Source organism: Flavobacterium shii (genome assembly GCF_025847235.1).
GTDB lineage: Bacteria > Bacteroidota > Bacteroidia > Flavobacteriales > Flavobacteriaceae > Flavobacterium > Flavobacterium shii.
In genome coordinates this window covers 21733-34309 of the sequence record NZ_JAOZEW010000027.1, presented here as the reverse complement: position 1 = coordinate 34309, position 12577 = coordinate 21733, and the positions used below count along the sequence as shown (strand labels likewise).

Below are 12577 nucleotides of genomic sequence, written 5' to 3'. Positions count from 1 at the left end.
ATATTTTACTTAAAACATAAAACATGAAAACAATTCAAGCAGCAATAGCATTTGCCTTTATTCTATTCACTATTAATCCTGCTTTCGCACAATATGGGAATGGTTATGGAAATGGAGGATATGGTAACGGCTATGGTGGAGGTGGTTACGGAAATGGAAATGGCTACGGAAGTGGCCGAATGAGTCAAGGAATGGGAGGTCAAAGCAATTTCAATACTAAACCAAAAGAGGTTCCGGTTGAAGAAACCGTTGCTAAAATCATGGAAGACATGAAAACCGAACTTAACCTTGACGCCTTACAAGAAATTGCTATATCAAATGTTTTAACAGAAAGCATTAAAGAACAAGGTATCCTTTTAAAAAATGAAAGTAGTAGTCAAGAAGATAAAATAAGTCAAATCCAAGCATTATCTGAAGTTACGAATAAAAGAGTAACACAATTTTTAGACAACGGCCAAAAGGAGAAATATACCATTTACATCGAACAACGCAAAAACCAAACAGGTACTAAAAAGTCTAAAAAGAAGAAATAAATAATTGTTCTCACAAAACAAAAAAATGACTTTAAACATGACAAAACATTTTTATACTCTGATTTTAGCAATTGCTATCACTTCTTGCTCGACAAATCCATATAAATCGAGTGAAAAAGCATATGACCAGCAACTTAAAACTCTTGAAAATCAAATCACAAGTAAGGAAGTACAACCTATACCTGCCACTAATGTAGTTGTAAGTTTAGATACTTTATATGCTAAACAATTACATATATACAAAGATTCTCTTTCGCAGACAGGATCTACTCCTTTACAAAATGGGATAAACATACAATGGATTGGTACCGTTAATTTTAATTTACGAAAACCTAATTTTATTATTCTTCATCATACTGCTCAGGACTCTTTACAACAAACTGTAAATACATTTACAAAAACCAAAACACAAGTAAGTGCACATTACATAATCTCAAGGGACGGAAAAGTCGTACAAATGCTAAATGATTACTTAAGAGCTTGGCATGCCGGTAACTCAACTTGGGGAAAAGATACCGATCTTAACTCATCTTCTATAGGAATTGAACTTGATAACAATGGTGTTCAACCTTTCTCAGAGACACAAATTGGTAGTTTAATTGCGCTTTTAACAAGACTGAAGAAAGAATATAATATCCCAACTCAAAACATACTAGGTCATTCGGATATTGCTCCGGCAAGAAAAAAAGATCCTAGCGCTTTTTTTCCATGGAAAACTCTAGCTGGACTAGGTTTTGGAATCTGGCAGGATGAAATATTAGAAGAAGCTCCGTTTGATTTTAGAATAGAACCTGCTTTACGCATTATAGGATACAACACAAAGAATCTTACTGCAGCAATTACCGCTTTTAAGCTACATTACATACAAACAGAAGTTGATGCTGTATTAGACAGAAAAACGATAAACACTATTTATTCTATATACAAAAAACAATAAATAACATTTGTCTTAAAATACAAACAAAAAAAAACACGTTTTAGACATCTCTAAAACGTGTTTTTTATTTACAAAGGCATGTAAATAAAAAACTGCCAAAACAATAAATGTTTTGACAGTTCAAAAAAAAAAAAAAAAATATCAATCTTAATATCTTAGAAAGAATAGGTAGCAGCGACCAATGCAAAAACCATCTTGCCAGTTGGGGCAGAATTACTGTCAAGGAAAATGTCTTGGGAAGCACTATCTAATCTTACCTCTGGAATTATCGTCATATTTCCAACTTTGTAATTAAGTGATAAGGTATTTGCAAAAACACTGGAACCTGCAAGTGTTCCTAAACTTGCCGCAGCATTTTTGGCATCAAAATATTCTACTCTATAAGCTAAGCCAAGATTATCCTTAAACTTGTAATAAGCATATCCTACGAATGAAAACCAATCTCCATCAAGATTGCTGTCAAAATCATTTGTAGTTTTTGCATAAGTTGCATTCAATCCTAAAGAAAACGCATCATTAATTGTTTTTGTAGCTACAAAATCAAATTGGGTTTTGTTTTCTTCTATTGGCGGAATTGTACTTCCTGGAGTAGGATTAGCACTTCCTGATGTGAAATTCAAGTATGCACTACCCGTATCAGCCACATAAGCCAATTGTCCAACATAGGTTTTTTGACTAGAACCAGCCTCCATAGCCGATTTAAAATCTGTGGGATTGGTAATACCAAACATCGCACTAAAAGCCCCACTAGTATACTGAGCTTTCACTCCTGTATTAAAAAATGGTCCGTATGAAAATGCATAAGACATACTGTAATTTTTATTATCTACAGCATCTAATAATTCATAACCTATATGCGTACCGAAGCTACCTGCTGTAACCGAGAAACTATCTGTAACGTCATACTTAAGAAATAACTGTTTAATTAAAAAAGATGGCTCATTAGTATCGTATTCATTATAAGAGAACTCTGCAGCTCTTTTTCCAAATCCTAAATCCACAAAAACAGAAGCTTTTCCGAATTTATGTGATGCTTCAATGGATGCCATTCCTAATTCGAATGAATCCTGAGAATTTGTAAAACTTGTTAAACCGTTTTGTTGTTTAGAAAAATCATACTTATAATATATGTCTGCCGATCCTCCAAATGTTGTTGCTGGGGAAGTTGTTTCTTTATCTTCTTGGGCAAAAGCAAAAGAACTTGTTAACATCAAAGCTAAAATGTGTACTACTCTTTTCATGTTTGAAATGGTTTTGGTTAATAATTTGGTTATAGTTAATAATTGGTTTGGTTATTTTTTATATATGCCATTTATTCATATTCCATATGGTAAACTAAAGAACTCTGGTATGATTTCACAACCGATAAATAGCTTTGGTAAAACATGTTTCTGAGGCGAATTTATTAACTTTTATATTAGATAGGCTTATAAAAATTATTTTTATGACACGTTTTAGGAAGAATTACGGATTACAAAAATTAGACTAATGAAATATAATTATTTTACATTTTAAAGGGCGGTTTTTAAAAAAATCAACAAGTCAAAAAAAACGAACACCCACTATATTTCAAACAAAAATCAGAATAAAAACAAAAACAGCAGGGCACAAAGCTAAAATAAATCAAAATAAAAGAATCATGCCACCTAAAAAATAGGGGTGTAGTTATTTTTAAAACAAAACACCCTTAAAACCAACACCAAGTAACTCATAAATACGCAAAACAAAAAAACATTAATTAATTCCTACAAAATACAACCTACAAAAACAGATGAAGATACCTTGAAAAAGCACAACAGCATAACAAACAAATTAATACACGTAAAAAAGAAACTTACCTATTTCATCAATACCGAAATAAAATAAAACCGGAACAACATACCAAGTCAGCACAAAACCACGCATCCGCAAAAAGAACACAGAGTCATATAAATGATTAAAAACATGGAACACATTCAAAAAAGATACAAAGCTCCCAGAACGGGATTATAAAGAGGGAAGAATTATTTTTTTGTTGCAACAAAAAAAATCCCAATCCGAAATTCGGATTGGGATTTTAGCACTTATTTAAAGCTTACTATTTTTTAGCCAAAGCTGCGCTCATTTCCATAGAAATTGCAGAACGCTCCATTTTTAATTTTCCAGACATAGTTTCGATAATTACAGTTGTTTCTGCAAGCTCTGAAACTTTTCCATGAAGACCACTTTTAGTTATAATTTTATCACCTACTTTTAGGCTACTTTCAAATTCTTTTTCGTTTTTTGCACGTTTTTGTTGCGGTCTAATCATAAAGAAATAGATTACTACAAACATTAATAGAAACGGCGCAAATTGAGTTAATTGTTCCATAATTTAAATTCAGTTTTTATTTTATTAATTATTACATTAAACCTCTACCAGCTTTAATCAATTTCTTGCTGGCTTCCAGTTCTTTTACCAGATTGTCTAAAATCCCGTTGATAAAAATACTACTTTTTGGAGTAGAATACTCTTTTGCAATTTCTAAATATTCGTTAAGAGTTACTTTTACCGGAATTGACGGGAATTTTAAAAATTCACAAATTGCCATTTTCAAAATAATTGTATCAATTTCGGCAATACGGTCACTATCCCAATTTGGAGTCTTATCTACATATTCTTTTGCAAATTCTGTTTCGTTTAAAACTGTTTTTCTAAACAAATCTTTTACAAAATCCCTGTCTTCATTATCCTTAAACAATTTAGGAACTCTAAAATTATCATCTTCCCCAGGAGTGATTGCTTTTAATTGTTTGATAATATGTGTATTTACCACTGGAATATCATCAACCCATGTAAGCTTATCATCCTCCAGATACTCATATAATTTTTCATTAGGAACAATTACTTCCATAAATAAGTCAACAATAAACTGCTTGTCTTCTTCAAACGTATTTGTAGCATTACTCATGTAATTCGCATACTGTTTACTCGCTTTTATATCATTAAGAAGCAATAGAATATAATCATCATTTAATGTCCAATTATTAATTTTACGATTTTCAAGTGCAATGCTGAGTGAATTATTCTCGGCTAGTATTTGAAAGATAGCATTTTTAACAAATTTTTCATTTGGATTACGTTCTTGAGGAGTCGCAAGATGTTTTTTGCTTGATAAGTGTAAATAGATAGTTTCTTTTTTACAAATTTCGATTAACGAAGAAACCATCACAAGATATAGATCCTGAATATTATCAATACTATAAAAAAGAAATTTTTCTTCTTTTTCAAGATTATCAGAACCGTTTTGATGCATCGCATAAATGGACTGCATTACTTTAACGCGTATGTGTCTTCTATTTACCACCTTGTAAGAACATTTAAAAATTAGTTTGCAAAAATAAGAATTTCACACCTGATAATAAAATTTATAACTACTTTATTTAAAGAATAGTTTTGACCATCAGTCTTAGTTTCCTCCTATAAAAAAGAGCCACAATATTTAGTGTAAAAGAAAGTCTCAATTTCGGTCTCAGTTTTCATATGTTATGAAAACTGAGACCAAGATTGAGACTAAAACCTTAAACCGAACTGGTTTTTATTTTTTACTGTTTTCTATTTTTCTTAAATCGATACGATTTTGAGCAATCGTCAATGCAGCTTGATGTGTAGTTATACCATTTTTTATAGCATAATCAAAGATCTCAAGTGTAGTATTGTAGATGTTTTCTGTTTTACGCATGATCTCCGCTTTATCATAATGCTCCAATTCAGCATAAACATTGATAATACCCCCAGCATTAATCAAGAAATCCGGAGCATAAAGTATCCTTCTTTCTTGTAGTATTGCTCCGTGAATATTTTCGTTTGCCAATTGATTGTTTGCAGCACCAGCAATAACTTTAGCTTTTATTTTTTTTACAGTTTCATCATTTAATGTTGCTCCCATTGCACATGGCGCGTAAACATCAACATCTGCACTGTATAAATCATCTCCTGCAAAAATTGTAGCTCCGTATTTTGCAGCTACTTCATATAGTTTCTCTTCATTGATATCGGTAATAGTAACTATAGCACCTTCTTTAGTTAAATAATCAACCAAAGTTTCTCCTACGTGCCCAATTCCTTGTACCAATACTTTTTTACCTGCTACACTATCGGAACCAAACTGTTGTTTTACAGCAGCTTTCATTCCTAAAAAAACACCGTAAGCAGTAACTGGAGATGGATTTCCTGAACCACCTCTTTCTTCAGAAATTCCAGTAACATAAGGAGTAACATCTCTTACGATATCCATGTCTCTGGTTTCCATACCTACATCCTCTGCAGTAATGTATCTTCCGCTTAGAGAATGTACAAACTCTCCAAACTTACGCATCAATTCGGGTGTTTTTTGAGTTTTGGCATCACCAATAATAACGGCTTTACCTCCACCAATATTTAATCCTGTAATAGCTGCTTTATATGTCATTCCTCTGGAAAGACGCAAAACATCATTTAATGCTTCCCATTCGTTAGCATAGTTAAACATCCTAGTACCTCCTAAAGCAGGTCCCATAACCGAATTATGAATACCAATAATTGCTTTTAAACCTGTATCTTTGTCGTTGCAAAATACAATTTGTTCGTGATCATCAAATGATAGTTGACCAAAAACGGGATCCATTTTTTGAAGTTCCTTTCCAGTTGCGAAAGCTGCATTCATAGCAATAATTTTTTTGTTAGTTAAAATTACGAATTTGTCAAAAAGACATTTCAAATTTATACAAAAAATATACATACAGCATTTTTTTAATTAAAAAATAACAATACAACAATTGAATATCTTTTAACAAATGCTTTGAAAATTGCTCAAAATTGACACTTATCAATAAAACAAAATTATTTCAATACAGAATATCTTAAAAAAAATGAAAGAATTACGTTATTTAAACAAATATTTTATTAAATATAAATACAGTTTTTCCCTTGGAATTTTCATCACAATAATCGCACAAATATTTTCACTGTTTACTCCAAAACTAATAAGCAAATCATTAAGTGCAATAGAAAATTTTGATAAACTCCCAAAAGCAGAAAAAGCATCCGAAACAGTATTAGCTTTTTACAGGGACGGACTCATACACAATGTTTTACTAATTATTGCCACTACAATTGTTGCTGGCTTCCTTACTTTTTTAATGAGACAAACATTAATAGTTATGTCTCGTCATATCGAATTCGATTTGAAAAACGAGGTTTTCCAACAATATGAAAAATTATCTCAGAATTTCTACAAGCAAAACCGTACTGGAGATTTAATGAATCGTATAAGCGAGGATGTCTCCAAAGTTCGAATGTATGTAGGTCCAGCTGTAATGTACACTATAAATACTTTCATTCGTTTTGCAATCGTAATCATATATATGTACAATGTTTCGCCGCTTTTAACATTGTATACCATTTTACCTTTACCAATATTATCCTATTGTATTTTTAAATTAAGTACCGAAATCAATAAACGAAGCACCGTTTTCCAACAATATTTATCGAAAGTTTCCAGTTTTACGCAAGAAATATTTTCTGGAATTAGAGTTATAAAAGCATATTCGTTAGAGAATCAACATCAAAATAATATGATTGATTTAGCAAATGAAAGTAAAAGTAAAAGTCTGAATCTTGCCAAAGTTCAATCTTTATTTGGTCCATTAATGATTGCCTTAATCGGAATTAGCAACCTTGTTGTAATTTATTTTGGTGGTGTAATGTATATTAACGGAAGCATCAAAAGCATTGGTACAATAGCCGAATTTATTCTATACGTAAACATGCTAACTTGGCCAGTAGCTTCTTTAGGATGGGTTTCATCTATGGTTCAAGAAGCTGAGGCATCTCAAAAAAGACTAAATGAGTTCTTAAAACTTGAACCGGAAATTAAAAACAATAATCCAAATCCATCATCTATAGAAGGGACAATTTCTTTTGATAATGTAACATATACCTACGAAGACACTAACATAACTGCCCTTAAAGGTGTATCCTTTACAGTAAAAAAGGGGGAAACCCTGGCCATTTTAGGCAAAACCGGATCTGGAAAGTCTACGATATTATCTTTAATTTCTCGCTTGTATGATGTTTCCAAAGGACAAATAACTGTAGACGATAGTGAAATAAGCAAATTAAACCTCAACGACCTACGCAACAATATCGGAATTGTGCCACAAGATGCATTCCTATTTTCTGATAGTATCAAAAACAACATCAAGTTTGGTTATCAAAATGCTACTGATGAACAAGTTATTGAAGCTGCCAAAAATGCCGTAGTACATGACAATATTATCGGTTTTAACAAACAGTACGACACAATTTTAGGAGAAAGAGGAATAACACTTTCAGGTGGACAGAAGCAACGCGTTTCCATCGCCAGAGCTATTATTAAGAACCCTGCTATTTTACTTTTTGATGACTGCCTATCGGCTGTAGATACTGAAACTGAAGAAACAATTTTAAATAACTTATTTGAAATCTGTAAAGATAAAACTACCATAATTGTAAGTCATCGTGTATCATCTGCCAAAAATGCAGATAGAATTATAATACTCGATGAAGGAAAAATCATCCAACAAGGTTCTCATAATCAATTGATAAATCAAGAAGGCTATTATTCGGCATTATATTTAAAGCAACTTTCCGAAAAAGAATTACTTTAATTGTTGTATAATAAATAAATTTTTAAGATTTTTGATTGCTATTAAATAAAAAAAATTGATAGAACGGATTATGAGAGAAAATGACATGTTAGAAAAAGAAGAGATTTTTTCTAAAGTACTACGAGCAGGAAGAAGGACCTATTTCTTTGATGTAAGAGCTACGAAAGCAGACGATTATTATATCACGATTACCGAAAGTAAAAAATTTACAGAAGAAGATGGTTCTTTCCATTTTAAGAAACATAAAATTTACTTGTACAAAGAAGATTTTAATGCTTTTGCTGAAATTTTAGGAGAAATGACTTCTTACGTTTTAAACCACAAAGGAGAAGAAGTAATTTCAGAAAGACATCAGAAAGATTTCAAAAAAGAATACGGTTCTGATAAAGAAGAGCAAGTATCACACAGGTCGAGTTTTACAGACATTGATTTTGATGATATTTAATCAAATGACTGTTAAAAAGTAGAAAGTCCAAAATCTAGCCCATTTTCGGACTTTTTTTATAGCTTTAAATTCAAAACCCCAGCAATGAATACAAATCTACTAATATTACCTGGCCTTGGAGATTCTGGCGAAAAACATTGGCAAATTTATTGGCTTAGAAAATTTAAAAACACTACAAAACTTGTTCAGGATAATTGGGATGAACCAATACTGAATGATTGGCTAAACAGATTAAACGAATCTATAGCCAAAATCAATACCCCAACGATTCTCGTTGCACATAGTCTTGCTGTTTCTCTTGTTATGCATTGGGCAAAAACAAATAACAATCCATATATCATAGGCGCATTACTGGTTGCTCCTGCCGATGTGGACTCCCCTATTCATACACCAGAATGTACCCGTAATTTTTCTCCAATACCAACAACAAAATTACAATTCCCATCTATTGTAGTAGGAAGTCAAAATGATGAATATGCAACTATAGAAAGAACTGCTTATCTTGCCGAAATGTGGGGAAGCGATTTTATAGATATCGGTCTAAAAGGACATATCAATTCTGCTTCAGATTTGGAATACTGGGAAGAAGGACAAGAAATATTAGAGCAATTGATAGCGAAGATTAATTTGTATATTTAGTCTCAGTTCTCAGTCTCAGTTCTCAGTCTCAGTTTACATTCTAGGTCTACAATCTCAGCTTGAGATACCGTAAGTTGTAAACCGAGACTAAAAACAAGCTACCCAATACGCAATCCGTTTTCGATTTTAAAATCAGGCGCTAACAAAATAACATCGCCATTCTCTCCTACTGCACCAATTACTAAACATTCACTCATAAATTTCCCTATTTGTTTTCTAGGAAAATTAACTACACCTACGATTTGTCTATTTGCTAAATCTTCTTTGGAGTATCGTTTGGTGATTTGCGCCGAAGATTTTCGGATTCCGATTTCTGTTCCAAAATCTATTGTAAGCTGATATGTTGGTTTACGAGCCTCAGGAAAATCATCTACTTGTATAATTGTTCCTACTCTCATTTCTACTCTTTCAAATTCCGACCAAGTTAAATCCATATGTTTGTTTTACTATTTTTTTTCCTATAACCTATTAATATTGTAAGCATTACAATTAATTCTATAACGTATATATTTTTATAAATTCTACTTTTACATCAATAGCTTAATAAACTTTAATCTTAAAGATATAAAAATGGAAAACATTCTAATTAATAACACCCAATCTCTTAGAGATTCAAAGTTCAATACAACACAATCCTCTACAGACAAATATATAGAAACAGCATCGAATGTAAAACTATATGTAAAAGATTATGGTCAGGGAAAGCCTGTTATTCTTATTCATGGTTGGCCACTTTCTAATGAAATGTGGGAATACCAAATAGACTTTCTAGTTCAAAATAACTATAGAGTAATTGCTTATGACCGTCGTGGATTTGGTAAATCTTCGCAACCCTGGGATGGATATGACTATGATACTCTAACCGATGATTTAAAAGAAATTATCGATCAACTGGAACTAGAAGACGCAACTCTTATAGGTTTCTCTATGGGTGGTGGCGAAGTGGTCCGTTATTTTAGCCGTCATGGCGGAAAAGGAGTTACAAAAGCAGCTTTGATTTCTTCGGTTATACCCTTCTTACCAAAAACCGATGATAATCCTGAAGGTCGCCCGAAAGAAAAAACTGAAGCAACCGCTAATGCAATCAAAGAAGACAGAATAGGTTTTATGGATAATTTTGGAAAGATATTTTTCGGAATAACCATCATTAACAAACCACTAAGCACTCCGTTATTGGAATATTATAGAATGTTATGCTCATTTGCTTCTCCTCGGGCTACATTAAAATGTGCAGAATCTTTTTCGACTACAGATTTCAGAGATGAACTTAGCTCTATAAATGTTCCTACTTTAATTATTCATGGTGATGATGATAAAATAGTCCCCATCGACCTTACATCAAAAAAAGCAGCAGAATCTATTCGTGATAATACTTATATAATTTACGAAGGTGCACCACATGGATTATTTTACACTGAAAGAAACAAACTAAATACCGATTTACTAAATTTTTTGAATTCATAAATTATGTATAAATATCCAAAGGGCTAATGTTTCTAAATAAAATGCTTCTTTGGATATTTTTTTTAATACTTATGCCCTCTTATGCAGAATTTTAAAGTTAAATTTGAATAATTAATTTTGTACAAAATGGCACAAACTCCTTCAAATAATATTCTTCTTGGTACTTTGGCTCCAGACTTCAAACTAAAAGATACTAATTCTAGTTTTGAATATTCTTTTACTGACTTAAAAGGCACAAAGGGAACTCTGGTAATGTTCATCTGTAATCATTGCCCATTTGTACTCCACGTAATTGAGGAAGTTGTTATGATTGCCAATGATTATCGCGTACAAGGCATCGGAGTTATTGCCATATCGAGTAATGATGTGACAAAGTTTCCTCAAGATAGCCCTGAATTAATGACAGAGTTTGCATTTACACATAAAATAAATTTCCCTTATTTGTATGATGAGAATCAAGAAGTAGCCAAAGCTTTTGACGCAGCATGCACACCCGACTTTTATTTATTCGACAATCAGGATAGATTATTTTATCATGGACAGCTGGATGACTCCAGACCTGGAAATGGAATTACGCTTAGCGGAAGTGATTTACGTAACGCTATTGATTCTCTAATTTACAACCGAAATATTAAAAACCCACAAAAGCCAAGTATCGGTTGTAACATTAAGTGGAAATAAGATTAATCATTAGAAAACTTTGATTAACTTTGCAAATCACAATAAATTACCCTCATGTTGAGCATTATACAATTGACGATTATTACGTTGTTGTTTTCTTTCACAAGAAAACCACGTGTCGTTGTATTAAATTCGCACACCAAGGCCTTCGTTAATTAGGCCTCCGTCTATTTTCAATTTCTTCTTTCAGGCGGAGGATTACATTTTAAAATTTAGTTATTTATTTTATTCACAGAGAATTTTCTCTAAGCACTAAAATTCAAAATTTCTACGCCTCTTACAATTTTACAAATTTTATATTTACAATAAACAGTATTCTGTATTTTAGTTTAAAACAAATACAAGGCTTTTGAGATTGCCTATAAATGAAAATCTTATTCAAATAAAAAATAATATAATAGTTATGAAACCAACACCCACTTTCTGTACAACAGATTATCAACTCTTGAGAGAATTGATACTAAAAAGTAAAAATGCTACAAACTCTAAAGAAGTAGGGCAACTTGCTCAAGAATTAGACCGAGCTGTTGTAAGCAAAGGAGACATCCTTGATAGTTCCATTATCCGAATCAATTCTCATGTAACAATTGAAGATGTAAAGGCTAATAAACAAATGAAAATTCAAATTGTTCTACCATCACACGCAGACGTAAAAGAAGGAAGAATTTCTATCCTAGCACCTTTAAGTGTTGCTATAATCGGCTTTAAAGAAAATGACGAAGTTGATTGGGAATTGCCTGCTGGAATAAAAACTTTAAAAATAATTGCTGTATCTAATGTACTACCTGTAAGCAATCAATAATTTTTTAAACACCTCATCTGTGAAGGTGTTTTTTTATGTCTTATTTAAAACAAAAAACTATCCAGATATCTCACCGAATAGTTTCATAATACTGATTATACAAATGCTTTTTACAATTGAGAAGAAATATAATCTGAAATCGAAGCCATTTGCGTATCATCAAGATGTGCTTTCTTTTGCATACGTACTAAAATAGGTTTCCAATCTTCTTTTGTAAAATCAGTTGCCTTAAATAATTTATGACACTTAGCACAATTATTATCATACAAGTTCTGCCCTGCTGCTAATGCCGGAGTAAGCTCTACAACTTTTACTGGCTCGGCAACTACAACTTTAGGAGCTTCTTTTTTGGTAGCACACGAAAATACTATTACAGCCAAAGCCGCTATAGTTAAAATTCTTGATTTCATCTTTAGTTATTTTTTGAG

Annotated in this window: 14 protein-coding genes; 8 read left to right on the top strand and 6 right to left on the bottom strand. The window is 32.0% G+C overall.

Annotation, left to right across the window (positions count from 1 at the left end; all coding sequences use genetic code 11):
• The first annotated feature begins 23 nt into the window (after window positions 1-23).
• The gene (locus OIU83_RS20715) at window positions 24-533 is read left to right on the top strand and encodes a hypothetical protein (protein WP_264208174.1); all 510 of its coding nucleotides are present in this window, start codon (window positions 24-26) and stop codon (window positions 531-533) included.
• 37 nt (window positions 534-570) lie between these two features.
• Window positions 571-1470 (top strand): N-acetylmuramoyl-L-alanine amidase, encoded by a 900-nt coding sequence (locus OIU83_RS20710; protein WP_264208173.1) that lies wholly within the window; start codon window positions 571-573, stop codon window positions 1468-1470.
• A gap of 155 nt (window positions 1471-1625) precedes the next feature.
• Here the strand turns inward: OIU83_RS20710 and OIU83_RS20705 are convergent, their stop codons facing one another.
• From OIU83_RS20705 to OIU83_RS20690, 4 genes are all read right to left on the bottom strand, one after another.
• Window positions 1626-2711 (bottom strand): porin, encoded by a 1086-nt coding sequence (locus OIU83_RS20705; RefSeq protein WP_264208172.1) that lies wholly within the window; start codon window positions 2709-2711, stop codon window positions 1626-1628.
• A gap of 836 nt (window positions 2712-3547) precedes the next feature.
• On the bottom strand, window positions 3548-3820 hold the full coding sequence (yajC, locus tag OIU83_RS20700; protein WP_264208171.1) for a preprotein translocase subunit YajC: 273 nt from the start codon (window positions 3818-3820) through the stop codon (window positions 3548-3550).
• A 31-nt stretch (window positions 3821-3851) separates the two neighbouring features.
• Window positions 3852-4763 (bottom strand): transcription antitermination factor NusB, encoded by a 912-nt coding sequence (gene nusB / locus OIU83_RS20695; protein ID WP_264208212.1) that lies wholly within the window; start codon window positions 4761-4763, stop codon window positions 3852-3854.
• Between the two features lie 264 nt (window positions 4764-5027).
• A complete protein-coding gene (locus OIU83_RS20690; protein WP_319005366.1) occupies window positions 5028-6134 on the bottom strand; it encodes a Glu/Leu/Phe/Val family dehydrogenase in 1107 nt (368 codons plus the stop codon).
• 205 nt (window positions 6135-6339) lie between these two features.
• Between OIU83_RS20690 and OIU83_RS20685 the strand changes: the two genes are divergently transcribed.
• From OIU83_RS20685 to OIU83_RS20675, 3 genes are all read left to right on the top strand, one after another.
• The gene (locus OIU83_RS20685) at window positions 6340-8118 is read left to right on the top strand and encodes an ABC transporter ATP-binding protein (RefSeq protein ID WP_264208170.1); all 1779 of its coding nucleotides are present in this window, start codon (window positions 6340-6342) and stop codon (window positions 8116-8118) included.
• Between the two features lie 70 nt (window positions 8119-8188).
• The gene (locus OIU83_RS20680) at window positions 8189-8563 is read left to right on the top strand and encodes a PUR family DNA/RNA-binding protein (protein WP_264208169.1); all 375 of its coding nucleotides are present in this window, start codon (window positions 8189-8191) and stop codon (window positions 8561-8563) included.
• Between the two features lie 84 nt (window positions 8564-8647).
• Complete coding sequence (locus OIU83_RS20675) at window positions 8648-9202, top strand: RBBP9/YdeN family alpha/beta hydrolase (RefSeq protein WP_264208168.1); 555 nt, start codon at window positions 8648-8650, stop codon at window positions 9200-9202.
• 98 nt (window positions 9203-9300) lie between these two features.
• Here OIU83_RS20675 and OIU83_RS20670 read toward each other — a convergent pair whose 3' ends face one another.
• Window positions 9301-9636: a tRNA-binding protein gene (locus OIU83_RS20670; protein WP_264208167.1), complete on the bottom strand. Its 336-nt coding sequence runs from the start codon at window positions 9634-9636 to the stop codon at window positions 9301-9303.
• A 136-nt stretch (window positions 9637-9772) separates the two neighbouring features.
• On the opposite strand from OIU83_RS20670, the gene OIU83_RS20665 reads away from it, so the two are divergent.
• From OIU83_RS20665 to OIU83_RS20655, 3 genes are all read left to right on the top strand, one after another.
• Entirely contained in the window at window positions 9773-10666 is an 894-nt protein-coding gene (locus tag OIU83_RS20665) for an alpha/beta fold hydrolase (RefSeq protein ID WP_264208166.1), read from the top strand.
• Window positions 10667-10792: 126 nt separating this feature from the next.
• Entirely contained in the window at window positions 10793-11347 is a 555-nt protein-coding gene (locus OIU83_RS20660; protein ID WP_264208165.1) for a thioredoxin family protein, read from the top strand.
• A 403-nt stretch (window positions 11348-11750) separates the two neighbouring features.
• A complete protein-coding gene (locus OIU83_RS20655) occupies window positions 11751-12149 on the top strand; it encodes a GreA/GreB family elongation factor (RefSeq protein ID WP_264208164.1) in 399 nt (132 codons plus the stop codon).
• Between the two features lie 110 nt (window positions 12150-12259).
• Here the strand turns inward: OIU83_RS20655 and OIU83_RS20650 are convergent, their stop codons facing one another.
• A complete protein-coding gene (locus OIU83_RS20650; RefSeq protein ID WP_264208163.1) occupies window positions 12260-12559 on the bottom strand; it encodes a c-type cytochrome in 300 nt (99 codons plus the stop codon).
• Window positions 12560-12577: the final 18 nt, after the last annotated feature.

Bases quoted from the DNA above. Each gene is read 5' to 3' on its own strand.
- OIU83_RS20715 (WP_264208174.1), top strand. From the start codon at position 24: ATGAAAACAATTCAAGCAGCAATAGCATTTGCCTTTATTCTATTCACT.
- OIU83_RS20710 (WP_264208173.1), top strand. From the start codon at position 571: ATGACAAAACATTTTTATACTCTGATTTTAGCAATTGCTATCACTTCT.
- OIU83_RS20705 (WP_264208172.1), bottom strand. From the start codon at position 2,711: ATGAAAAGAGTAGTACACATTTTAGCTTTGATGTTAACAAGTTCTTTT.
- yajC (WP_264208171.1), bottom strand. From the start codon at position 3,820: ATGGAACAATTAACTCAATTTGCGCCGTTTCTATTAATGTTTGTAGTA.
- nusB (WP_264208212.1), bottom strand. From the start codon at position 4,763: ATGCAGTCCATTTATGCGATGCATCAAAACGGTTCTGATAATCTTGAA.
- OIU83_RS20690 (WP_319005366.1), bottom strand. From the start codon at position 6,134: ATGAATGCAGCTTTCGCAACTGGAAAGGAACTTCAAAAAATGGATCCC.
- OIU83_RS20685 (WP_264208170.1), top strand. From the start codon at position 6,340: ATGAAAGAATTACGTTATTTAAACAAATATTTTATTAAATATAAATAC.
- OIU83_RS20680 (WP_264208169.1), top strand. From the start codon at position 8,189: ATGAGAGAAAATGACATGTTAGAAAAAGAAGAGATTTTTTCTAAAGTA.
- OIU83_RS20675 (WP_264208168.1), top strand. From the start codon at position 8,648: ATGAATACAAATCTACTAATATTACCTGGCCTTGGAGATTCTGGCGAA.
- OIU83_RS20670 (WP_264208167.1), bottom strand. From the start codon at position 9,636: ATGGATTTAACTTGGTCGGAATTTGAAAGAGTAGAAATGAGAGTAGGA.
- OIU83_RS20665 (WP_264208166.1), top strand. From the start codon at position 9,773: ATGGAAAACATTCTAATTAATAACACCCAATCTCTTAGAGATTCAAAG.
- OIU83_RS20660 (WP_264208165.1), top strand. From the start codon at position 10,793: ATGGCACAAACTCCTTCAAATAATATTCTTCTTGGTACTTTGGCTCCA.
- OIU83_RS20655 (WP_264208164.1), top strand. From the start codon at position 11,751: ATGAAACCAACACCCACTTTCTGTACAACAGATTATCAACTCTTGAGA.
- OIU83_RS20650 (WP_264208163.1), bottom strand. From the start codon at position 12,559: ATGAAATCAAGAATTTTAACTATAGCGGCTTTGGCTGTAATAGTATTT.